This is a genomic window from Marivivens sp. JLT3646 (genome assembly GCF_001908835.1).
Classification (GTDB): domain Bacteria; phylum Pseudomonadota; class Alphaproteobacteria; order Rhodobacterales; family Rhodobacteraceae; genus Marivivens; species Marivivens geojensis.
This window is the reverse complement of the sequence record NZ_CP018572.1, coordinates 2,071,107-2,094,993: the sequence shown is the minus strand read 5'-3', so window position 1 is coordinate 2,094,993 and position 23,887 is coordinate 2,071,107. Positions and strand designations below refer to the sequence as shown.

Annotated in this window: 20 protein-coding genes and 1 riboswitch; of the genes, 17 read left to right on the top strand and 3 right to left on the bottom strand. The window is 56.1% G+C overall.

What is annotated here, in order from left to right:
• Positions 1-42: 42 nt before the first annotated feature.
• Positions 43-477: a DUF302 domain-containing protein gene (locus BSK21_RS10435; RefSeq protein ID WP_067551393.1), complete on the top strand. Its 435-nt coding sequence runs from the start codon at positions 43-45 to the stop codon at positions 475-477.
• 2 nt (positions 478-479) lie between these two features.
• On the top strand, positions 480-1,703 hold the full coding sequence (gene hemA, locus BSK21_RS10430) for a 5-aminolevulinate synthase (protein WP_074039023.1): 1,224 nt from the start codon (positions 480-482) through the stop codon (positions 1,701-1,703).
• Positions 1,704-1,742: 39 nt separating this feature from the next.
• Here hemA and BSK21_RS10425 read toward each other — a convergent pair whose 3' ends face one another.
• On the bottom strand, positions 1,743-2,642 hold the full coding sequence (locus tag BSK21_RS10425; protein WP_067551390.1) for an MBL fold metallo-hydrolase: 900 nt from the start codon (positions 2,640-2,642) through the stop codon (positions 1,743-1,745).
• Between the two features lie 145 nt (positions 2,643-2,787).
• Positions 2,788-2,873, top strand: a riboswitch (glycine riboswitch).
• A 111-nt stretch (positions 2,874-2,984) separates the two neighbouring features.
• On the opposite strand from BSK21_RS10425, the gene gcvT reads away from it, so the two are divergent.
• The 8 genes from gcvT (at position 2,985) to BSK21_RS10385 (ending at position 12,907) form a co-directional block, all read left to right on the top strand.
• Positions 2,985-4,091, top strand: a complete 1,107-nt coding sequence (gene gcvT / locus BSK21_RS10420) for a glycine cleavage system aminomethyltransferase GcvT (RefSeq protein ID WP_067551672.1) — start codon at positions 2,985-2,987, stop codon at positions 4,089-4,091.
• Positions 4,092-4,113: 22 nt separating this feature from the next.
• Entirely contained in the window at positions 4,114-4,473 is a 360-nt protein-coding gene (gcvH, locus tag BSK21_RS10415) for a glycine cleavage system protein GcvH (protein WP_067551388.1), read from the top strand.
• Between the two features lie 109 nt (positions 4,474-4,582).
• Entirely contained in the window at positions 4,583-7,432 is a 2,850-nt protein-coding gene (gene gcvP / locus BSK21_RS10410; RefSeq protein ID WP_067551385.1) for an aminomethyl-transferring glycine dehydrogenase, read from the top strand.
• 311 nt (positions 7,433-7,743) lie between these two features.
• Positions 7,744-8,385 carry a Crp/Fnr family transcriptional regulator gene (locus BSK21_RS10405; RefSeq protein WP_067551382.1) on the top strand — a complete coding sequence of 214 codons (642 nt, stop codon included), beginning with the start codon at positions 7,744-7,746 and terminating at the stop codon, positions 8,383-8,385.
• 87 nt (positions 8,386-8,472) lie between these two features.
• On the top strand, positions 8,473-9,564 hold the full coding sequence (locus tag BSK21_RS10400) for a carboxynorspermidine decarboxylase (RefSeq protein ID WP_067551669.1): 1,092 nt from the start codon (positions 8,473-8,475) through the stop codon (positions 9,562-9,564).
• A 60-nt stretch (positions 9,565-9,624) separates the two neighbouring features.
• Positions 9,625-10,872 (top strand): saccharopine dehydrogenase family protein, encoded by a 1,248-nt coding sequence (locus BSK21_RS10395; RefSeq protein ID WP_067551379.1) that lies wholly within the window; start codon positions 9,625-9,627, stop codon positions 10,870-10,872.
• A 75-nt stretch (positions 10,873-10,947) separates the two neighbouring features.
• Positions 10,948-11,826, top strand: a complete 879-nt coding sequence (locus BSK21_RS10390) for an ROK family protein (protein ID WP_067551376.1) — start codon at positions 10,948-10,950, stop codon at positions 11,824-11,826.
• A complete protein-coding gene (locus tag BSK21_RS10385; RefSeq protein WP_067551666.1) occupies positions 11,819-12,907 on the top strand; it encodes an N-acetylglucosamine-6-phosphate deacetylase in 1,089 nt (362 codons plus the stop codon). Before BSK21_RS10390 ends, BSK21_RS10385 begins: the two co-directional genes overlap by 8 nt.
• Here the strand turns inward: BSK21_RS10385 and BSK21_RS10380 are convergent.
• Positions 12,873-13,829 (bottom strand): GlxA family transcriptional regulator, encoded by a 957-nt coding sequence (locus BSK21_RS10380; protein WP_067551372.1) that lies wholly within the window; start codon positions 13,827-13,829, stop codon positions 12,873-12,875. The two genes, BSK21_RS10385 and BSK21_RS10380, sit on opposite strands and share 35 nt — an antisense overlap.
• Before the next feature lie 77 nt (positions 13,830-13,906).
• Between BSK21_RS10380 and BSK21_RS10375 the strand changes: the two genes are divergently transcribed.
• Genes BSK21_RS10375 through BSK21_RS10360 form a run of 4 tightly spaced genes read left to right on the top strand, consistent with a single transcriptional unit; the run spans position 13,907 to position 18,756 of the window.
• Entirely contained in the window at positions 13,907-15,067 is a 1,161-nt protein-coding gene (locus BSK21_RS10375) for an acyl-CoA dehydrogenase family protein (protein ID WP_067551368.1), read from the top strand.
• A gap of 1 nt (position 15,068) precedes the next feature.
• Positions 15,069-17,102 (top strand): acetate--CoA ligase family protein, encoded by a 2,034-nt coding sequence (locus BSK21_RS10370; RefSeq protein WP_067551365.1) that lies wholly within the window; start codon positions 15,069-15,071, stop codon positions 17,100-17,102.
• On the top strand, positions 17,099-17,884 hold the full coding sequence (locus BSK21_RS10365; RefSeq protein ID WP_067551361.1) for a carnitinyl-CoA dehydratase: 786 nt from the start codon (positions 17,099-17,101) through the stop codon (positions 17,882-17,884). Before BSK21_RS10370 ends, BSK21_RS10365 begins: the two co-directional genes overlap by 4 nt.
• Positions 17,885-17,886: 2 nt before the next feature.
• Positions 17,887-18,756 carry an alpha/beta hydrolase gene (locus tag BSK21_RS10360; protein ID WP_067551663.1) on the top strand — a complete coding sequence of 290 codons (870 nt, stop codon included), beginning with the start codon at positions 17,887-17,889 and terminating at the stop codon, positions 18,754-18,756.
• On the opposite strand, the gene BSK21_RS10355 is transcribed toward BSK21_RS10360, so the two are convergent.
• Entirely contained in the window at positions 18,753-19,688 is a 936-nt protein-coding gene (locus BSK21_RS10355; RefSeq protein WP_067551358.1) for a GlxA family transcriptional regulator, read from the bottom strand. The genes BSK21_RS10360 and BSK21_RS10355 overlap by 4 nt on opposite strands.
• A gap of 148 nt (positions 19,689-19,836) precedes the next feature.
• Between BSK21_RS10355 and BSK21_RS10350 the strand changes: the two genes are divergently transcribed.
• From BSK21_RS10350 to BSK21_RS10340, 3 genes are all read left to right on the top strand, one after another.
• Complete coding sequence (locus BSK21_RS10350; protein ID WP_067551355.1) at positions 19,837-20,757, top strand: 3-keto-5-aminohexanoate cleavage protein; 921 nt, start codon at positions 19,837-19,839, stop codon at positions 20,755-20,757.
• Positions 20,754-22,196: a carnitine 3-dehydrogenase gene (locus BSK21_RS10345; RefSeq protein ID WP_067551352.1), complete on the top strand. Its 1,443-nt coding sequence runs from the start codon at positions 20,754-20,756 to the stop codon at positions 22,194-22,196. The genes BSK21_RS10350 and BSK21_RS10345 overlap by 4 nt, the downstream gene beginning before the upstream one ends.
• Before the next feature lie 96 nt (positions 22,197-22,292).
• Complete coding sequence (locus BSK21_RS10340) at positions 22,293-23,882, top strand: ABC transporter substrate-binding protein (protein WP_067551349.1); 1,590 nt, start codon at positions 22,293-22,295, stop codon at positions 23,880-23,882.
• Positions 23,883-23,887: the final 5 nt, after the last annotated feature.

Here is a 23,887-nt window from a genome sequence, read left to right as displayed (position 1 = left end):
AGGTGGGATTAACGAGAGATCAACAGGAAGGGGCCCTTCGCCATGACCCGCACCTTTGTCGCTGCGCTGCTAACTTTGACGATGACTGCCGCCTCTGCCCAAGAGGCCGCAACCACTTATACCTTTGACGGTAGTTTTGACGACGCCACCTTTGGCGTCGAATCTGCTATTGTAGGCCGTGGTCTTGTGGTGGATTGGGTCAGTCACACTGGCGAAATGCTCAACCGAACTGGTGCCGATCTGGGCGCCGATCAGGTTATCTTTGATCAAGCTGATATTTTCCAATTTTGTTCGGCCACCATCTCTCGGCAGATGATGGAAGCCGATCCTCTGAATATTGCCCATTGTCCTTATGCTGTGTTCGTTTTTGAACGCGAAGGCGAAGTTGTTGTGGGTTACCGAAACCAACCTGAAGGCGTGATGCAGGCTGTGCAAAGTTTGCTCGATGAAATCGCCCGCGAAGCTGTCGGAGAATAACCATGGACTATCAGAATTTCTTTGCCTCGGAGCTGAACAAGCTCCGCGAGGAAGGCAACTATCGCGTGTTTGCTGACCTTGAGCGTGAGCGTGGGAATTTTCCAAAGGCAGCGAACTTTGTTGAGAACGCAGTCCGCAAAGTATCGATCTGGTGTTCGAACGACTATCTCGGCATGGGCCAGCACCCTAAGGTTCTTGAGGCGATGCATGATGCCCTGGATAAGGTTGGCGCTGGCGCTGGTGGAACGCGCAACATCTCTGGCACGACGCATCACCATGTATTGCTCGAACGCGAGCTGGCCGATTTGCATGGCAAAGAGGCGGCTCTTTTGTTCACGTCTGGCTATGTGTCGAACTGGGCCGCGCTGGGCACCTTGGCGTCCCGCATTCCGAATTGCCTCGTGATTTCCGATAGCCTCAACCACGCGTCGATGATCGAAGGCATTCGCCATTCCAAAGCAGAGCGGAAACTTTGGAAACACAACGATCTGGCTCACCTCGAGGAACTTCTCGCCGAACAGCCGCTCGACCGCCCGAAGCTCGTCGCGTTTGAATCCGTTTACTCGATGGATGGCGACATCGCGCCGATCAAAGAGATTTGCGATCTGGCCGAGAAATACAATGCAATGACCTATCTGGATGAGGTTCACGCTGTCGGTATGTACGGCCCGCGCGGTGGCGGCGTGGCGGAGCGTGAAGGTCTGATGGACCGCGTGACCGTGATCGAAGGGACGCTCGGTAAAGCGTTCGGCGTCATGGGTGGCTATATCACCGCGTCGAAAGAACTGGTCGATTTCGTACGGTCCTTTGCGTCGGGCTTTATCTTTACCACGGCCCTGCCGCCTGCGGTCGCTGCGGGTGCCTGCGCCGCCATCAAACATCTCAAGCAATCATCTACCGAGCGTGAAGCGCAACAAGCGAAGGTCGCGCAGGTGCGGGAACGTCTGGATGCGGCAGGTATTCCGCACATCGAAAATCCGAGCCACATCATTCCAGTGATGGTCGGCGATCCAGTCAAATGTAAGTGGATTTCTGACGTGCTGATGGATCGTTACGGGATCTACATTCAGCCGATCAACTATCCGACTGTTCCCAAAGGCACTGAACGTCTGCGGATCACGCCCTCGCCCGTTCATAGCCAAGACGACATTGATCGTCTGATCGGCGCTCTCGAAGAGCTTTGGGCGCAATGTGAATTGGCGCGGATGCCGATGGCGGCTCAATAATCCAGATACGAAAAGGGCGGCTCAGAGCCGCCCTTCTTTTTATGCTGCGACGAATTTGTAAGTGTCGCCCGATTTTTCGGCCCGTCCCACACCGGGGAAGGGGAAGTGGAAGCCGATCATTGCCATTTGTTCATTGGCCAAACGGTCGAGGAGCCTTTCGCGCGTCGCAATGCCCATGTCCTGATCTTGGTCCGAACCGCTTGCCCATGATGGGACTTCGAATCCAACGTGGTGATTGCCGATCGCGTCACCGATGATCATCAGGCTGTCAGACCCACCGCGGATCTCGAACGACGTGTGACCTGGCGTGTGACCATTGGTGGCAAATGCAGAAATGCCCGATACGACCTCATCGCCATCCTCAAAGGTCTCGAGGTAGTCTTCGATGGTTTGGAGATTGCGGATCGCGCCCGCTGCAAAGGCCATACGTGCCTCGCCGATAGCATCCGGCGTATTCGGATCGAGCCAGAAATCACGTTCGGCGCGATTGATCATGTGTTTTGCATTGTAGAACACAGGTTCGTCAAAATCATCTAGAACGCCCCAGAGGTGATCAGGGTGCGCGTGCGTAAAGATGACGTGAGTGACTTCTTCAGGCGTGACGCCGAGCGTGTCGAGCGAGTCGAGCAAGCGCCCTGCCGTCGGCATGAAATTCGCGCCCGCGCCCGTATCGAACAGCACAGTATTAGTGCCATCGCGGAGCAGCGTAACGTTACAATCGGGCGTAAATTGGTCAGGCGTCAGACCGTAGCGAGCGAGGATATCGCCGGCTTCGCCGACCCGATCCCCGAGGATCATTGAACCTGGCAATACGAGGTTGCCGTCGGATAGCGTATCGATCTTTAGGTTTCCCATCTCGACCGAAGCAAAGCTACGGAATGGTAGAGTGCCCGCCAAAGCGGCCCCACCCAATATTGCAGCGCGTCTGGTAAGCTTCATTGTAACTCCTCCCAAGTCACATTCATATGTTTGTATATGTAGCGCTTTTGTTCGCTTTCGCCTAGTCATTGCGTGATGGCGCAAATGAAATGCAAAGAGTCGCATTTTCCCACTGGACGAGGGGCGAAAAATTTCCTATCGGAAACATACGTGTTCGGGAGAACTGGATCACCAGTGCCGAAGGAGCAACCGCCCCTGGAAACTCTCAGGCAAAAGGACCTTACACGTATCAACACTCTGGAGAGTGACGCGACAGCGTCCGCCGAAGGGATAACGATCTCAGGCGCAATGGACAGAGGGGGCATCATGAAACGGGCCATTGGTCCGGATGCTGGAGGCAGTATGTCCGATTTGAAACGCACGGGGCTTTACGATCTGCACGTGGAACTTGGGGCCAAGATGGTTCCTTTCGCTGGCTATGAGATGCCGGTCCAATACCCCTTGGGCGTTATGAAAGAGCACCTCTGGACCCGCGAGCATGCAGGTCTGTTTGACGTGAGCCACATGGGGCAGGTGATTCTGCACGGCGAAGACGTAGCTGCTGCGTTCGAGGCGCTGGTGCCAATGGATGTGCAGGGCCTCACCGAGGGTCGTCAACGTTACGGCCTGTTCACCAATGACGAAGGCGGTATTAATGACGACTTGATGTTTGCGAACCGTGGCGATCACCTCTTTGTCGTCGTGAACGCGGCCTGCAAAGATTCCGATATTGCTTACATGCGTGCAAACCTTGAGGGCATCGAGGTTGAGGAAATCACCGACCGTGCACTGGTCGCCCTGCAAGGTCCGAAAGCGGAAGCCGCGCTTCAGAAAATCGCTGATGTCGCTGCGATGAAGTTCATGGACGTCGCGACTGTGTCGAGCGCCTTTGGAGATCTCTGGGTATCGCGGTCGGGCTATACGGGCGAAGACGGGTTCGAAATCTCGGTCGCCGACGATCAGGCCGAAGCCTTTGTTCGTGCTCTTCTGGCGGACGATGATGTTGCGGCGATTGGCCTAGGCGCACGTGATAGCCTGCGGCTTGAGGCGGGGCTTTGCCTCTATGGGTCCGACATCGACACGACAACAACGCCAGTTCAGGCTGACCTCAAGTGGGCGATCCAAAAGGCGCGTCGCGTCGGTGATCGCGCTGGTGGGTTCCCTGGCGCCGACCGTATCTTGGCGGAGTTCGAAAACGGTGCTGCCCGTGCACGCGTTGGGCTTTTGCCTGATGGACGTGCGCCAATGCGAGCTCATACGATGCTTTATGCCGATGAGGTTGGCGGCGAACCTATTGGTGAGGTGACTTCTGGAGCGTTCGGGCCCAGCATCAATGCACCGATGTCTATGGGCTATGTCCCTGCCGACCTCTCGGCAGAAGGCACAGTGATTTGGGGCGAAGTGCGTGGAAAGCGCCTGCCCGCTAAAGTGACGGCACTTCCGTTCCGTCCATCAACATATAAGCGTTAAGGTCCGACAGGAGATTTTGGACATGAAATACACAGAAGAACACGAATGGTTGCGCGTCGAAGGTGATCTGGTCGTTGTCGGTATTACCGAACACGCCACCGAGCAGCTTGGTGACATTGTGTTTGTGGAACTGCCCGAAGAAGGCACCGAAGTCGCCAAAGACGATGAAGTGGTGGTGATTGAATCGGTCAAGGCAGCTTCCGATATCCTTGCTCCGCTGGATGGCGAGATCGTCGAAGTGAATGACGTTCTGGCTGACAACCCATCTTTGGTGAACGACGATCCGTTGAATGATGGTTGGTTCTTCAAGATGAAAGTCGAAGATTTGTCCGTGCTTGACGAATACATGGACGAAGCCGCCTATAAGGCGCACATCGGATAATTTCTCTGATATGTCATGTGGTTAGGTCCTTGTGACATTCAGTGCTGGACGACAGAAATGGGGGCGGTCGTCGCCCCCAGTCAGACCCTTTTTGCCCGAGGACAGGCCCATGCCGTTTGAACCCACCGACTACCGCCCTTACGATTTTGCGAACCGCCGTCACATCGGGCCAAGCCCCGCCGAGATGGAAGAGATGCTGCGTGTTGTGGGGGTTGAGAGCCTCGATCAATTGATCGAACAGACGGTCCCCGCATCCATCCGTCAGTCGGAACCTCTCGATTTTGGAAAACCCAAGTCGGAGGGTGAGCTTCTGTATTTTCTCGGAAATGTTGCCAAGAAAAACAAGCAGATGACCTCCCTGATCGGGCAGGGGTTCTATGGCACTGTGACGCCGCCCGCTATTCAGCGCAACATCTTGGAAAACCCTGCGTGGTATACGGCTTACACGCCCTATCAGCCTGAAATTTCGCAAGGTCGCCTTGAGGCGCTGTTGAACTACCAAACGATGGTCTGTGACCTGACGGGCCTCGAAATTGCGAACGCGTCGCTCTTGGACGAGGCTACTGCCGCAGCCGAAGCCATGACGATGGCGCAGCGCGTGGCGAAGTCGAAAGCAACAGCATTCTTTGTCGATGAAAACTGCCATCCGCAGAACATTGCAGTCATGAAAACGCGCGCCGAGCCGCTCGGTATTGAAGTGATCGTGGGTTCCCCCGATGAGCTCGACGCTTCCAAGGTCTTTGGCGCTGTGTTCCAATATCCGGGCACCTACGGCCACGTGCGTGACTTCACGGCCCAGATCGCCGACCTTCATGATTTTAACGCTATTGGTATCGTGATTGCCGACCCACTCGCGCTGACCATGCTCAAAGAGCCGGGCGCGATGGGGGCCGATATTGCCGTTGGTACCACGCAGCGGTTTGGCGTGCCGCTGGGCTACGGTGGCCCGCACGCTGCCTATTTCGCTTGTAAAGATGCATACAAACGCTCCATGCCGGGGCGGATCGTGGGTGTTTCGGTTGATAGTCGTGGTGGTCGTGCCCTGCGTCTGTCGCTTCAAACCCGTGAGCAGCACATCCGTCGTGAAAAGGCGACCTCGAACGTTTGTACAGCGCAGGCTTTGTTGGCCGTAATGGCGTCGATGTATGCGGTGTTCCACGGCCCCGTCGGTCTTAAAGCGATTGCTCAGCGTATCCACCGCAAGACCGTTCGATTGGTGAAGGGCCTCGAAGCTGCAGGGTTCAAAGTCGAACCCGATGCCTATTTTGATACCGTCACCGTTGAGGTCGGCCCGCTGCAAGGCACCGTAATGAAGTCGGCCGTTGAAGAGGGCATCAACCTACGCAAAGTTGGCGAAACCAAGGTTGGTATCAGCCTCGATGAACGCACCCGTCGTTCGACGATTGAAGCGGTCTGGCGTGCCTTTGGCATTGACGCAAAGGACGAAGACCTCACGCATCATTATGAAATCCCCGAGGATCTGAGCCGCACGTCGGATTACCTCACCCACCCGATTTTCCACATGAACCGCGCTGAGACGGAAATGATGCGCTACATGCGTCGTCTCTCGGATCGCGATCTTGCGCTTGATCGGGCAATGATCCCGCTGGGGTCGTGCACCATGAAGCTGAACGCAGCGGCGGAAATGATGCCGATTACGTGGCCAGAGTTTGCGTTCTTGCACCCATTTGCCCCTGTTGATCAGGCGGCGGGTTACCAAGAGATGATCGCTGATCTCAGCGAAAAGCTCTGCGTCGTGACAGGCTATGACGCGATGTCAATGCAGCCAAACTCTGGCGCGCAGGGCGAATATGCGGGTCTGTTGACCATTATGGCATACCACAAATCCAACGGTGATACGCAGCGCAATATCTGTTTGATCCCTGTCTCTGCCCACGGCACGAACCCTGCTTCGGCGCAAATGTGCGGTATGGATGTGGTCGTGGTGAAGTCCGCAGAAAACGGCGATATCGACGTTGAGGATTTCCGCGCGAAGGCAGAAAAAGCGGGCGACCGTCTGGCGGCTTGCATGATCACCTATCCGTCGACACACGGCGTGTTCGAAGAAACCGTGCGCGAGGTCTGCGAGATTACACACCAGTTCGGCGGTCAAGTTTACATCGACGGTGCGAACCTCAACGCCATGGTCGGCTTGGTCAAACCGGGTGAAATCGGCGGTGACGTTTCGCACCTCAACCTGCACAAGACCTTTGCAATCCCGCATGGCGGTGGTGGCCCCGGCATGGGGCCGATTGGGGTCAAGGCGCACCTTGCACCATACCTTCCCGGACACCCTGAAACGGGTGGCGAAACGGGGCCGGTATCCTCCGCACCGTGGGGATCTGCGTCGATCCTGCTAATTTCGTGGGCATATGTGTTGATGATGGGCGGGCAGGGCCTAACTCAAGCGACCAAGGTCGCGATCCTCAACGCGAACTATATCGCGAAACGACTAGAGGCTGGGTACGGGGTTCTGTTCAAAGGCCGCAACGGTCGCGTCGCGCATGAATGTATCCTTGATACGCGCCCGTTCGCCGATGATCACGGCGTGACTGTTGATGACATCGCAAAGCGTCTCATCGACAACGGGTTCCACGCACCAACGATGAGTTGGCCTGTGGCGGGAACACTTATGGTCGAACCGACGGAGTCCGAGACAAAGGCAGAGCTGGACCGCTTTATCGACGCGATGCTGTCCATACGCGCTGAAATCGACAAGGTTGCCTCGGGAACTTGGCCCGCTGACAACAATCCACTTTGTAATGCACCGCATACTGTTGAGGACCTGATTGGTGATTGGGATCGTCCTTATACTCGCGAAGAAGCCTGTTATCCGGCTGGGTCATTCCGCGTGGACAAGTACTGGGCGCCTGTGAATCGCGTAGACAACGTATGGGGGGATCGCAACCTGATGTGCATTTGCCCGCCGCTTTCGAATTACCAAGAAGCCGCCGAGTAAGGTTTCATCAAAACAAGAAAAGGCCCGCGACGTGTTCGCGGGCCTTTTTTGTTAAGGGCTTGTTAACCAATCTCTACTGGAAATTATCCAGTGGTTCATGGTGTCGCTTCGAAGACATTATATCCTTAAGTATAAACCTTATATACTTTAGATTGTAGTTCGTATTTAGTATGGGCGCAGCATGCAGCGCATCGCTGCTGCTGCTGCGCTTTTTCAAATATAATACAGACGGAGTTCCGATGCTTGGGGACAAAGGCACGGCTGATAAGCCGAGCCGAGGGATAAGAAATAGCTTAAGGTTCCCACAATTGATGCGGAGCGAGATATTCGACGGATTTTCGGAAATCGAGAAAATCCGGCTAATCGATGCGGCTCGCATGCAATACTTCCCCGCGGCGACAGATTTTATTCATCAGGATCAAGTGCCTTTAGGGCTCTATCTGGTTGCTCAGGGGCAGGTAGAGATCTGCTACCTCTCGCCTGCCGGCACCCGCACTCCGTTATTGATTGCCAATGTCGGGATGACATTGGGGGGTATCGAATGCCTTGCCAATAAAACTGCTGCGGCTAGTGGGCGTGCGACGGCAGGGAGCTGCGTTCTGTTGATCGAAAAGGCTCAGCTTTCAGACCTGACGACCGATCCCCGTTTTGTTCGCAACCTTGCGGCGCATATGTACGAGGCCATGCTACGGTTCAATATGTTCCGAAGTGCCGAAAAGGATATGAACGTCCCGCAGCGGCTCGCGCATTATCTTCTTCAACTGCGCTATTCGGATAACAGCGTTCGGCATAGCCAAACCTTTATCGCCGATACTGTCGGGTGTTCGCGGCAAACCGTGAACAAAAACCTAGGTCGTATGCGGCGCGACGGTGTGATCGCCATTGAAAAGGGTGTTATCCAGATCAAGTCCGAGGATGTTTTGCTCCAATGGATCGACACCGTAGAGGATTGATCACGAATTAACCTTGTCCCATGGGGGCAAAGGCCCTATGTCCCGGTTTCTGCTTTGAGTTCCTTTGCCGCACGGGGGAAACCGATGATCGACACGCCGTACTACCTTATCGATAAGGCACGTCTTCTTCCTAATATGGAAAAAATTGCTTGGCTCCGCGAAAACTCGGGGGCTAAGGCGCTTTTGGCGCTTAAGTGTTTTGCGACGTGGTCAGTGTTTGATTTCATGTCCGAATACATGGACGGCACGACATCGTCGTCACTTTTTGAAGTAAAGCTCGGCCGCGAAAAATTCCCCGGCGAAACTCACGCTTATTCCGTCGCTTGGAAAGACAACGAGATGGACGAGGTTTTGGCGAACTCCGACAAGATTATCTTCAACACTGTCGGTCAGCTGACCCGTCACGAGGAAGTATCACGCGGCCATAAACGCGGTTTGCGCGTGAACCCTGGTGTGTCTACTTCTGGTTTTGACCTTGCTGATCCAGCGCGCCCCTTTAGCCGTCTGGGTGAGCATGACCCGAAAAATATCGAACCCGTCGCCGATCTGATCACCGGCTTCATGTTCCACAACAATTGTGAGAACGCGGACTTTGATCGGTTTGACGGGATGCTCAACAGCATCGAACAGCGGTTTGGATATCTTATCCGTAAAATGGAATGGATCAGCCTTGGTGGTGGGATCCATTTCACTGGTCACGATTACCCTCTTGAAAAGCTCGCTGAACGCCTGAAGCGCTTTAGCGAACAGAACGAAGTGCAGGTTTATCTGGAACCAGGCGAGGCGGCGATCACCAAATCGACTACGCTCGAGGTGACGGTTCTTGATACTCTGCACAACGGTAAAAACCTTGCCATCGTAGATAGCTCTATCGAGGCGCATATGCTCGACCTGTTGATCTACCGCGAAAGCGCAAAGATGAACGAGAGCGGCGATCAAGAATGGATGGTCTGCGGGAAATCCTGCCTTGCGGGCGATATTTTTGGCGAGTTCAAATTCCCTGCGCCGCTCAAAGCAGGCGATCGCCTGTCCATTCAGGATGCGGCAGGCTATACTATGGTAAAGAAGAACTGGTTCAACGGCGTTAAAATGCCTGCGATTGCCATTCGCGAACTCGATGGGACCGAACGATTGGTCCGCGATTTCACCTACGAAGATTTCTCGGCTGCATTGTCGTGAATGTGTCGCCTCAGGGCGATAAACTAACCTTAAACTTACCACCAAAGGGGGTCCTGTGCATTGAAACAGAACGTTCTCATCATCGGCGCTGGCGGCGTCGCTCAGGTCGTAGCGCATAAGTGCGCGCAAAATAACGATGTGCTTGGCGAGATTCATATCGCGAGCCGGACGCTTTCCAAATGTGAAGCGATCCTTGAGTCGGTCCGCGAAAAGGGCGCGATGAAACAAGAGGGCGTTTTGGCGGCCCATCAGGTTGATGCGATGGATACGGCGGCGGTTGCAGCCCTGATCCGCGAGACGGGTGTTGAGATCGTCATCAACGTAGGCTCTGCCTTTGTGAATATGTACGTTCTGGATGCATGTATCGAAACGGGCGTTGCCTATATCGATACGGCAATCCACGAAGACCCCGCAAAGATCTGCGAAACTCCGCCTTGGTATGCGAACTACGAATGGAAAAAACGCGATCTTTGCGCTGAGAAGGGCGTAACCGCCATCTTGGGCGCTGGTTTCGACCCAGGTGTTGTGAACGCATTCGCGCGGTTCGCGATCGATGAATACATGGACGAAGTAAAGTCCATCGATATCGTCGACATCAACGCCGGTTCGCATGGCAAATATTTTGCTACGAACTTTGACCCCGAAATCAACTTCCGTGAATTTACCGGCGTTGTTTACTATTGGGAAGACCAGCAGTGGAAAGAGACAACTATGTTTGCCTCGGGCCACGATTGGGACCTACCCGTAGTCGGCACTTGCCGTGCCTATCAGTCGGGCCACGATGAGGTTCACAGCCTCGCTGCGAACTATCCACAGGCTGACGTGCGTTTCTGGATGGGCTTTGGTGACCACTACATCAACGTATTTACCGTTCTGAAAAACCTTGGTCTTCTGTCCGAGCAGCCAGTGACGACCGCCGAAGGTCTGGAAGTGGTTCCGTTGAAAGTGGTGAAGGCTGTCCTGCCTGATCCGTCCTCTCTCGCGCCGAACTACACGGGCAAGACCTGTATCGGTGACCTCGTGAAAGGCACCAAAGACGGCCAAGATGTTGAGGTTTTCGTTTACAACGTGGCCGATCACAAAGAAGCCTACGAAGAAGTCGGCAGCCAAGGTATTTCCTACACCGCAGGTGTTCCGCCCGTTGCTGCGGCGATGTTGGTTGCCACTGGCGAATGGGATGCAAAAACCATGCGCAACGTCGAAGAGCTCGACCCCAAGCCATTCTTCACCATTCTGGACCAGATCGGCCTGCCGACCCGCGTTCAGGTTGGTGGCCTAGGCGGCACCGATAAAGCTTGGAACGAATGATCCAATAGACTGGTAACTTCGTTTGGTATTTGGATAAGGTGGGCGTCGACCCACCTTATTCTTTTCGAGGACAGGATGATCGCAGCAGGAATTGATCTTGGCGGGACCAAGATCGAAGCACAGATTTTTGACCGTGGATGGAAATTGGTTGCGACTGAACGTGTCAGCACACCGAAAACCTACGAGGGTTTGATCTCTGCGCTCAAAAAACTGGTGTCGTCCTGCGGTGACGTCCCTGTTGGCATCTCTGCGGCTGGATTGATCCACCCTGAAACGGGTGTGGCTCTCACGTCGAACCTTCCCGCGACAGGCCGAACGCTTGTCTCAGACGTGATCAAAGTGACAAAGCGCCCATTGGTTTGGATCAACGATGCCCGCGCGTTGCTTTTGTCCGAGGCTGTCTTTGGCGTCGGAGAAGGCGTGAAGCGGGTGGCGGGCGTCATCATCGGCACGGGGATCGGCAGTGGGCTGTCGGTCGATGGACGGCTTCAGGCGGGGACATCGGGAACTTCGGGTGAAATCGGTCACATCGCGTTGCCTGCGCATTTGGTGCAGCGGTATAACTTGCCGCTCGTGACCTGTGGCTGTGGTCGCGTCGGCTGTATGGAAACGCTCATTGCGGGGCCAGGGCTGGTTCGGATCGCAAAGGCAGTGAAAAGCCCCGAGACGACACCGAAAGATATCGCCGCCGAACGGGGTAAGGCTTGGCACATTTGGTGCGAATTGACGGCCGAGATGCTCTTTACGCTCAACACCATTGGCGATCCAGAGTTGATCATCTTGGCCGGCGGGCTGAGCAAGGTTCCCCATCTAGTCGACGACCTCAAAGTGGCGCTGACGAATGCGCAGTTCAAAGGCTTCCCCATTCCTGAAATTGGAATTGCAAAAGGTGGCGATGCATCTGGTGCTCTTGGGGCTGCCTATGTGGCATGGCGACAAAGCGCAGATGACTGAGTGGGTTTTCTCGGAGACTGTGTTCGACAAGTCCTCTTTGGGGCCTGCATCGCTCTGCATCGAAAACGGTCTGATCGTAGAGGTCGCCCCGCTCGCGCGGCGTGGGACTGAGATCAGGGGCGCAATTGCGCCAGGTTTTTTGGATTTGCAGGTCAACGGTGGCGGTGGCGTATTGCTGAATGCAGACCCCGGCCGCATTTCCGAAATTGGTGCGGCCCATCGGCGGTTTGGGACTGTTGGTCTTATGCCGACGGTAATCACTGACGCGCCTGATGTTCTGACCGCCGTCACCGATGCGATCATTGCGATGAAAGGCGATGTCCTTGGCCTTCATATCGAAGGCCCACATATTGCCATGTCTAAACGCGGCACCCATTCGGCTGCGCATGTGCGGCCCTTGGATGACAACACACTTTCAGCGGTGAAACGACTGCGTGACGCAGGTGTCACCGTCTTGATGACCCTTGCCCCCGAAATCGTCGGTGCAGCGGCGATCGCAGACCTCGTCGCAATGGGGGTGATCGTTTCGCTCGGCCATTCCGATGCCACGGCAGATGAAGCCGAGGCTGGCTTTGAGGCGGGGGCGCAAGCTGTGACCCACTTGTTCAACGCCATGTCGCCGATGACGCACCGTGCTGCTGGTCTAGCTGGCGTGGCGATGGAGCGCGCGCCATTTGTCGGTCTCATCGCGGATGGCATCCATGTCGAGGATCGTGTGTTGAAGATTGCCGTTCGCGCAACGCAGGGACGCATATTCCTTGTCTCTGATGCGATGCCGACAGTTGGTGGTCCAGATCAGTTCGACCTCTATGGGGCTACCATTCGGGTTGAGGACGGCCGCCTTGTGAATGCCGAAGGTGCCTTAGCTGGGGCTCACACAACAATGGCAGAGGGCGTTGCCCGTCTGATCGGGTTGGAAGTGCCGCCCGAGGATGTTTTGCACATGGCGATCACAAATCCCGCTACGCTGATCGGACGAACAGACCTTGCGTCACTGGTTGGCCGTTCTGTTGAGGATGTGATTGTCCTGAACCAAAATTGGCGCTTCATTGGTCCGTTGGCGTCTTTCGTAGATCACTGACCGTGCAGCCAAATTCGGCCCGAAACGCGCGGGTCATAGCGCTGGCATTCTGATAGCCACAACGGTCCGCGATCTCCGCGATGGAAATGCTGGAATGGGTCGCCAGTCGGCGTGCTTCTCTTAGTCGGATCGCTTGGTAGAGCCGCCGCGGACCAAATCCGTAGGCCGTTTTACAGGCGGCAGTGAAGGCCTTTTCGGTCAAGCCAATCCGCTCTGCGAGGTCAGGAATAGAAATCGGCGTTTCGATATTCCGCCGCATGAGGGCTGTCGCTGCTCGGATTTTCTGCGGCTTTGTGGTGCTAGGTCGGTTGCCGATTATCATCGCCTTTTCGCCGTACATAAAAAGCGAACTGACCTCTAAACCAAGCATCGGTCCGTGGTGATCTTCGATCAGGGAAAGGACCAGATCAAAGGTGGTCGTCACCCCGCCGCAGGACAAGATGTTCCCGTCTTTCACGATGCGATCCTCGCTGACCGTGACATCGGGAAACCGTTCGGCAAAAGCGTCAATCTCGTCCCAGTGGATCGTCGCACACCGCCCGTCCAAAAGACCCGCCGAGGCGAGAAGCCAGCTTCCCATATCCATGCCGACCAGTGTTTTATAGCGGGTGCTGGCCGATCTAAGGGCTTGATTGCAGGCCAATGTGGCGTGGCTCTGAAAGTCATAGCTGGGCATGATGAACAGATAATCGCCGCCAGAATGGTCCCTGAGCGTGTGTTCGGTATGCACAGGAAGCCCGCTGGACGAGGTGATCGTGCCGCCCTGAAGGCTAAGAAACTGCCATTGATAAAGCTGCTTGCGGGCGAGGGTATTGGCGGCGCGCAGTGGCTCTACCGCGTTGGCGAGGCAGTGATTTGAAAACGCATCGAACAACAAAATGCCGACCGTGCGAGTGGTGTCAGATGATTTCCAAATCTGCATGAAATCGGCCTAAATCTGCATGATGTTCGTTGCCAACTTCTCGCATCCTTAATCCAATGCGACAAGGGGAGAACGCCATGCACTTTGGGCTGAGCGAAGAACAGGATATGATCGTGAACACCGTGCGGGCGTTTGTAGAGAACGAAATTTACCCGCATGAGGCCATAGTAGAACGTACTGGGCAGGTACCGTTGGAACTGGGCCTAGAGATCAAACAAAAGGTCATCGACCTTGGGTTTTATGCCTGCAATTTCCCCGAAGAGGTCGGCGGCGCTGGGCTGTCGCACCTCGATTTTACCCTAGTCGAACGTGAGCTTGGTCGCGGATCGATGGCGCTGACCCACTTCTTTGGGCGTCCGCAGAATATCCTGATGGCCTGTGAAGGTGAGCAGAAAGAGAAATACCTTTTGCCCGCCGTTCGCGGTGAAAAAATGGATGCTCTTGCGATGACGGAACCAGATGCTGGGTCAGACGTACGTGGGATGAAATGTCAGGCCCAACGCGATGGCGGCGATTGGGTAATCAACGGCTCAAAGCATTTCATTTCTGGTGCCGAACACGCGGACTTTTTCATCGTGTTTGTTGCAACGGGTGTCGATGACACGCCGAAAGGCCCGAAAAAGCGGATCACTTGTTTCCTAGTCGACCGTGGAACGCCCGGTTTTGAAGTGCGCGAGGGTTACGCCTCGGTGTCGCATCGTGGGTATAAGAACTACATCCTCTACTTCGACAACTGCCGCCTTCCTGATGCGCAGGTTTTGGGTGAAGTCGACGGTGGGTTCGCTGTCATGAACGAGTGGCTCTATGCGACACGTCTGACGGTCGCAGCGTTCTGCGTTGGGCGTGCGCGGCGATGCTTCGATCATGCGCTTAGCTACGCGGCAGAGCGGAAACAGTTCGGTCAACAGATCGCGAAATTCCAAGGGATCAGTTTTCAGATCGCAGACATGATCACAGAGATCGACGCGGCGGATTGGCTGACGCTGTCTGGCGCGTGGCGTCTGGATCAGGGGATGGAGGCGAACCGCGAGATCGCCAGCGCAAAGCTCTACGCCTCAGAGATGTTGGCGCGTGTGACCGATGCGACGTTGCAAATCCACGGCGGCATGGGGCTTATGGATGACTTCCCGATCGAACGGTTCTGGCGCGATGCTCGGGTCGAGAGGATCTGGGACGGCACCAGTGAAATTCAGCGCCATATCATTAGCCGTGATCTGTTCCGTCCGTTGGGGGCCTAACATGGTGGCACTTGATCGCCTGATGAAGCCACGCTCCATCGCGGTTGTAGGAGGGGGCAGTTGGTGCGCCAATGTCATCCGCGAATGTCAGCGGATTGGGTTCGAGGGACATATCTGGCCCGTACATCCCAACCGAGCAGAGGTCGCTGGGGTTACAGCTTATGCCTCGATCGAGGCTTTGCCCGAAGCTCCTGATGCGGCCTTTATCGGGGTGAACCGTGATGCAACGATTGGTGTTGTCTCTGACCTTGCGGCGCGCGGGGCAGGCGGTGCGGTCTGTTTCGCATCAGGGTTTAGAGAGGCGTCGTCCGAGCTGTCCGATGGCGATGGTCTCCAAGAACAACTCGTCGCTGCGGCGGGTAATATGCCGATCCTTGGACCTAACTGCTATGGGTTTGTGAATGCGTTGGATCGGGCCGCACTCTGGCCCGATGTGCATGGGATGGCGCCATGTGACACGGGCGTTGCTATCGTTGGACAGTCCTCAAACGTCGCCATCAATCTGACCATGCAGCGACGTGGGCTGCCGGTGGCTTATGTGGTCACGGTCGGCAATCAGGCGCAGATGGGCATGGCCGATATTGGCGCGGCGTTGCTCTGTGATCCGCGTGTGACGGCCTTGGGGCTTCATATCGAGGGGGTGAATGATCTTCGCGCTTACGAGGCCTTGGGGCAAACGGCAAAGCGGTTAGGCAAACCCGTTGTTGTGATGAAGGTCGGTGTGTCAGACCAAGCGCAGCAGGCAACTGTGTCCCATACTGCCTCCCTCGCGGGGAGCGATGCAGGCGCGAAGGCCCTGATGCGGCGGTTGGGTTTTGCGCAGGTTGATAGCCCCTCCGCCCTTTTGGAAACGCTCAAGGTCCTGCATGTGACGGGCGGACTATCGTCGAACAAGATCGCATCGATGTCCTGCTCTGGCGGGGAAGCGTCGCTCATGGCGGACATAGGGATGTCCTGTGGCGTCGATTATCCGCCATTGAATACTGCCCAAACGGATGCCCTGCGCGGGGCGCTCGGCCCCAAGGTCGCTTTGGCCAACCCGCTGGATTATCATACCTATATTTGGGGTGATCAGGCCGCTTTGACTCGTTGTTTCACCGCGATGATGGAGGGAGACTTGGCGATGGGCTGCGTGGTTCTGGATTTCCCACGCGAGGATCGCTTTGCCGCGCCGGAGTGGAAATTGGTTCTGAACGCCGTTGCTGACACCGCTGCCGCTACTGGAAAGCCGATGGCCTTGCTGGCGAGCATGGCTGAAGGGATGCCAGAGACGATTGCGGCCGAGGCGATGGAACGGTCCGTTGTGCCCTTGTGCGGAATGGCCGATGGGCTTGCCGCGATTGCGGCTGCGTCGCAGGTCAAAGTGGCATCGCAGGTGCCGCTGCTATTGCCGAACCTTTGCGATGATGCGGTGACATTGACCGAGGCAGAGGCAAAGTCAGCGCTTAGTCAACATGGCCTTCGTGTCCCCAAATCCGTCGTGGTCGGAAGTGCCACGGATGCAGGAGGCGCCGCCAACGATCTGGAGTTCCCCGTCGTGCTCAAGGGGATTGGATTTGCCCATAAGACCGAAGCGGGCGCAGTTCGCGTGGGTCTCACGAGTGCTAAGGCGGTTCTCGCTGCCGCCAGCGCGATGCCATGTTCCGACTTCTTAATCGAAGAGATGATAACCGAAACAGTTGCAGAGCTTCTGGTCGGCGTCTTGTGTGACCCTGCACACGGGTTTGTTCTGACCATTGGGGCAGGGGGAGTCCTGACGGAAATTCTGTCAGATACAGTGTCGCTCCTCCTGCCGGTTTCTTCTGCCGAGGTTGAAAATGCGCTGAGCCGCTTGCGTTGTTTCCCCCTATTGCAGGGCTATCGTGGTAAGGCTGGCGCCAATGTGGATGCGATTGTCGCGGCGGTTCTCTCTGTGCAAGAGTTCGTGCAAGCGAACCAAGACACGTTGAAAGAAGTCGAAATCAATCCGCTACTTTGTGGACAAAAAGAGGCCATCGCGGTCGATGCTCTGATCCGAATGGGAGGAAACCAATGACCCAATCTCCGCTGCATGTCACCCGTCATGGTGCCGTTCTTGAGGTCGTATTGGACCGCCCAAAAGCCAATGCGATTGATCTGGAAACCAGCCGCCAGATGGGTGAGGTGTTCACGGAGTTCCGCGACGACGACGATTTGCGCGTGGCGATCATCACTGGAGCGGGCGATAAATTCTTTTGCCCCGGTTGGGACCTGAAGGCTGCCGCTGGTGGTGATGCTGTCGATGGGGATTATGGCAAAGGCGGGTTTGGCGGGCTACAAGAGTTGCGCGATCTCAATAAACCCGTGATCGCTGCGGTGAACGGGATCGCTTGCGGCGGCGGGTTAGAGTTGGCCCTGAGCGCCGACATCATCCTCGCCGCTGATCACGCGACATTTGCTCTGCCTGAAATCAGGTCGGGGACGGTGGCGGATGCGGCCTCAATCAAATTGCCGAAACGCATCCCCTATCACATCGCGATGGAGATGCTATTGACGGGCCGTTGGTTCGACGCCGAAGAGGCGGCGCGTTGGGGGTTAGTCAATCGTATTGTGCCTGCCGCGACCCTTATGGAGGAGGCGCATAAACTCGCCGCGCAATTAGCCGACGGTCCGCCTCTCGTTTTTGCGGCGATCAAAGAGATCGTGCGTGAGGCCGAAGACATGAAGTTCCAAGATGCCATGAACCGCATCACCAAAAGCCAGTTTGCTACTGTCGAACGGCTCTATCGGTCGGAGGATCAGTTGGAAGGAGCGCGTGCCTTTGCCGAGAAACGTGACCCCATTTGGAAGGGCCGCTGATCGTGGATTATCGCCAGTATCTTTCGCCCGAGGTACTCGCCTTCATCGACGAGACTCTGGCCTTTTATCCCGATGACCTCGACCCGACCGATTGGGCTGCGCAACGGCGGGTTTATAACGCCATGGCTGCGCATTTTCATGCAGGTCGGCCAGTAGGTCTGCAGGTGTCCGATCAGTGGATTGCTGATGTTCCGGTGCGGCTCTACGGACCGCCATCCAAGACCACGGTTCTATACGCGCACGGCGGCGGCTTTGTTCTGGGTGGGTTAGAGAGCCATGACGACGTTTGCGCTGAGATCGCGGATCGAACAGGGTGTCGGGTGGTGTCGGTTGATTACCGTCTTTCGCCCGAACACCCCCACCCAGCGGCCTACGACGATACGGTCGCGGTTGCCGAAATACTCTGCGCTGAGGGGCCAGTTGTCCTATGTGGTGACAGTGCAGGTGGAACGCTTTGCGCTGCAATCGCTGGAACGCGGGCCGATCTGGGGTTTGTGGGCCAGGTCCTAATCTATCCGATGATTGGGTATCCTGCGCGTGGCGGGAGCTTTGATGTCCACTCACACGCGCCTCTCCTCTCGACTTCCGATCTGGCATTTTACGCGGACGTGAGGGGGGGATCGCCTGATGATCCGCGCCTGATCCCCGCGTTGGGCGATCTATCCGCGCTGCCACCCACGTGGTTGTTCCCTGCGGAATGTGATCCGCTTTGTGACGATGCCGTTCGATTTGCTGATGCCATCAAAGGCGAGGTTCATTTGTGCCAGCAGGACGGACTGGTGCATGGCTGGCTCCGTACGCGGGATCGCAGTGATATGACACGACAGGCCTTTGGTCAGATCATCAACGCGATTGCGCATTTGGCGGGTTAATGCGGGCGGTTGCCATGTGATTTTCGGATCGGATGACCGAATGCGTGTTTGAACGCTTTTCCTAACGAAGATGCAGATGAATATCCGCAGCGAATGGCAATCGTATCGAGGTCGTAATCGGTGCTCGCGGCGAGGTCCCTCGCGTGGCTGAGGCGCATCAGTTGATAATACCGACCAGGTGCCATGGTGAGTTCGGCTTGGAATAGACGATCAAGGGTTCGCCGCGTGAGACCTGACCGCTGCGCTAGGTCTTCGAGCGTAATCGGCGTTTCGATGGTTTCGACCATGAGGTTAACGATCTGCCGAAGCTGCGCTGTGCCTTTGCCTTCCAACCTATTAGCCCCACGCCCCGTCGTTTGCTGGCGCTCTGCATCATGAAGGAACATCGTTGAGGCAATAAACGCGTTTGCAGGGCCAAACTGGTCCGAGATCAGGGCCAACATCAACTCCATCGCGGTTGAGGCCCCGCCGCAGGTCGAGATGCGACTGCCTTTGACAAAGCGATCATAACTGATCCGTGTTCGTGGAAATTCCTCGGTGAAATCAGAGATAACGGCCCAGTGGATCGTCGCCGTTTGATCGTCGAGCAATCCCGCTGCCGCTAAGATCCAACTGCCTGTGTCTGCCGCGAGGATCGTATCGGCCTGACGCGTCAGTCTGCGCAGTGGGGCGAGTTGCTCGGGTTTCGAATACTCCCGAAATCCGTAGCCGCTGACGACAATCAGAAGGTCAGATCGCCCCACGTCCGCGATGGAACAATCAGGCGAAATATTAAGCCCGCTCGAACTTTGCGCAGAGCCGTCATGTGGTGTCACAATGCGCCATGACAGATCAGCCTGCCCCTGATCCCGAACCGCGCGGAGCGGTTCAATGAGGCACGACAGCACCATATTCGAGAACCCATCGTAGAGCAGGACGGTGACAGTTTTCATTTCATTATGACCGAATTGGATAATTTATTGTCACAATAGGAACAATAAAACCGACATCTACGCCATACCATTTTTACAAATAGGTGGTTGGAATCGAACATCTGCTTTGCGCCAACTGACCCGTACCGAAGTATGTCAGGAGTTCTCGATGCCGTTGGCAATGAATAAAGAGGTCTTTATCACCTGTGCTGTTACAGGGTCTGGCGCGACGCAAGACCGGTCGCCGCATGTGCCTCGCAGTCCAGAGCAGATCGCAAATAGCGCGATTGATGCAGCAAAAGCGGGCGCTGCGATTGTTCATTGTCACGTGCGTGATCCTGAAACGGGCAAACCGTCTCGCGACCCTGCGCTCTATCGTGAATTGACCGAACGCGTCCGCGATTCTGATGTCGATGTGGTGCTGAACTTGACCGCAGGCATGGGCGGGGACATCGTTTTCGGATCGACCGAAGCACCGTTCCCTGTGAATGCCGCCGCAACCGATATGGTTGGCGCGACCGAACGGATGGTTCATATCGAAGAGTGCCTTCCAGAGATTTGTACGCTGGACTGCGGCACTATGAACTTTGCCGAAGCTGACTATGTCATGACGAACACGCCGGGGATGCTGCGGGCGATGGGCGGCATGATGACCAAACTCGGTGTTAAGCCAGAAATCGAGGCCTTTGATACGGGGCACCTTTGGTTCGCTAAGCAATTGGTGGAAGAGGGCACTCTTGACGGTCAGGCACTGGTTCAGTTGTGCATGGGCGTGCCTTGGGGCGCGCCGAACGACATGAACACCTTCCTTGCGATGGTGAATGCGGTGCCTGCTGATTGGAACTGGTCTGCGTTCAGCCTTGGCCGTGATCAGATGCCCTATGTGGCTGCTGCGGTTCTGGCCGGTGGCAACGTGCGGGTCGGTCTCGAGGACAACCTCTGGCTCGGCAAGGGGCAGTTGGCGACCAACGCGCAACTCGTTGAACGGTCGGTCACGATTATTGAGAACTTGGGCGCTCGTGTGATCGGACCTGAAGAAGTCCGTGCAAAGCTCGGCTTGGTGAAACGTGCACCCAAGGTGATGGCATGATCGCGAAACGTAAAAAAGCCGCCGTCATTGGTGGTGGTGTCATCGGCGGCGGTTGGGCTGCGCGGTTTTTGCTGAATGGTTGGGACGTCAATGTCTTTGACCCTGATCCCGAAGCTGAACGTAAAATCGGCGAGGTGATTGCGAACGCTCGTCGTGCGCTGCCGGCGCTCTATGATCGTGCGTTGCCCGCTGAGGGAACGCTGACCTTTTGCGACGATATGGGCGATGCTGTCTCTGACGTGGATTGGGTTCAAGAGAGCGTTCCCGAACGGTTGGACCTAAAGCACAAAGTGCTGGGCTCCCTTTCGCAGATGGCACCTGAAGGGGCGGTCATTGGGTCGTCAACGTCAGGGTTCAAACCGTCCGAACTGAACGAAAAAGGCGCACGTGCCGTCGTCGCGCACCCGTTCAACCCCGTCTATCTCTTGCCATTGGTCGAACTGGTCGGTGCGCCCGAACGCACAGCCGCCGCTGCCGAAACGCTCAAAAGCATTGGGATGTTCCCGCTGGTTGTCCGCAAAGAAATCGACGCGCATATCGCGGACCGTTTACTCGAAGCCGTTTGGCGCGAGAGCCTTTGGCTGGTCCAAGACGGTGTCGCGACCACAGAGGAGATCGACGAAGCCATCCGCATGGCCTTTGGCATCCGCTGGGCGCAGATGGGCCTATTCGAAACCTACCGCATTGCGGGCGGTGAAGCTGGAATGAAGCACTTCATGGCGCAGTTCGGGCCGTGCCTGTCGTGGCCGTGGACGAAACTGATGGATGTCCCCGAGTTTACGGATGAGCTCGTTGATCTGATTGCGGGCCAATCGGATGCGCAATCGGGTCATATGTCGATCCGCGAATTAGAGCGTCTGCGCGATGACAATATCGTTGGCATGGTGCGGGCGCTGAAACGCACGGGCTCGGGCGCAGGTGGAGTGGTGAAAACTCATGAATCCTCTCTGGATTTAACTGAAGAAAAGGACGGACTGCCCGTCACCGTGCGTCGCCAAGTGCCGACCAGCTGGACCGATTACAACGGCCACATGAACGAAACACATTACCTAGAGGCAGCGTCGCTTGCGACCGATAGGTTGATGGAATTGGTCGGTGCTGACGCTCAATACGTCGCTTCTGGTCTAAGTTACTTTACCGTTGAAAGTCACATTCGGTACTTAGATGAGGTGCACGCAGGTGATCAGCTGACGATCACGACGCAGGTTTTAAGCGGTGAAGGCAAGAAAATGCATTTGTTCCATCGCCTATGGCGGTCGGACGGAGCGCTCTCCGCGACTGTGGAAACCCTTCTTCTTCACACCGATTTAAACGCCCGCCGAACCTGCGAACCAAAACCCGAAGTTGCAAAAAAGCTTGCCGATTTAGCGCAAAGCCATGCAGCATACCAAACGGAGGGTGTTGGGCGATATGTCGGCCAGCCGCGCACAGCGCGATAGGTGCCGATTTCAGATTAGGGCTCCGAACAATCGGGGCCCATTAATACCCCGAAAACGGGGACGAAAAATGGTCTAACCAACAACAGGGAACTAGAAATGACTGACCAGAAAAAGACTTCGACTTATCAGCGTTTCAGCAGCAATGGACTGTCACGCCGTCAATTGTTGGGCCGAGCCAGTGCGCTCGGCTTTGGTGCTTTGATCGGGGGCGCAATGCCATTCCGTGCGGCATTGGCAAGCGAACCAGTAAAAGGTGGCATCCTAAAGATGGGTCTTGGCGGTGGTGAGAGCACAGACTCTCTCGATCCGGCGCTGTCGCTCGCGCAGGTTTCGTTCCATGCGATGCGGACCTTTGGTGAAACGCTTTTGGATGTGAACGGCGATGGTTCGCTCGATATGCGTCTGGCGACCGATGTGTTTTCTAGCCCCGATGCGAAAACATGGACCTTCAAAATCCGTCAGGGTGTAAAGTTCCACGACGGCTCTGAGATGACCGCGAACGACGTGATGGAAACCATGCTGCGTCACTCGGATGAGAACGCGCAGTCGGGTGCTCTGGGTATCATGAAGGGTATCGCGAACATGAGCGTCGATGGCGACAACTTCATCGTCGAACTCACCGATGCGAACGCTGACCTTCCATTCTTGATGTCGGATTATCACCTTGTGATCCAGCCGAACGGTGGTCGTGACAACCCAGGTGCAGGCATCGGCACTGGTCCGTATCGCGTGGTCGAGGTCGAGCCGGGCGTGCGCTACACCTTTGAAAAGTTCGCGGATTACTGGGACAGCAGCCGCGGTCACTTTGATGGTGTTGAATTCGCTGTGATCAACGACGCAACCGCACGTAACGCGGCCCTGCAATCGGGTCAGGTTCATATCGTGAACGGCGTGGCGCCAAAAGTTGCGGCTCTGCTGAACCGCGCACCGGGTATCTCGGTTAAGAACGTGTCGGGCCGTGGTCACTATGTGTTCATCATGCACTGTGACACAGCTCCGTTCGACAACCCTGACCTGCGGATGGCGCTGAAATATGCGATCAACCGCGGTGAAATGGTTGAGAAAATCCTTCAGGGCTACGGCTCGATTGGTAACGATATTCCGATCAACGCAGCATACCCGCTGTTCGATGACACCCGTCCGCAGCGTGAATACAACCCTGAACTGGCGCGTGAATACTACGAGAAATCGGGTCACGACGGCAGCCCGATCGTCCTGCGCGTTGCCGAAGGTGCCTTCCCGGGTGCGGTTGATGCCGCGCAGCTGTTCCAAGAAAGCGCACGTGCCTGTGGCATTCCGCTGGAAATCAGCCGCGAGCCGAACGATGGCTACTGGTCTGAAGTTTGGAACGTTCAGCCGTTCTGCGCCTCCTACTGGGGTGGTCGTCCTGTTCAGGACCAGATGTATTCGACCGCTTACCTGTCGACCGCAGACTGGAACGACACCCGCTTTAAGAGCGAGGCATTTGACGCGAAACTCTTTGAGGCCAAAGGCGAACTGGACGAAGGTCGTCGCAAGCAGCTCTACCGTGAAATGGCAGACATCCTTGCTGACGAAGGCGGCCTGATCTGCCCGATGTTCAACGATTTTGTCGAAGGCGTCAGCGATCAAGTTCAGGGCTGGGAAGAAAACGGCGTCTGGGAAGTCATGAACGGTTTGGCTCCTGCCAAGTGCTGGCTGGCCTGAGGCCG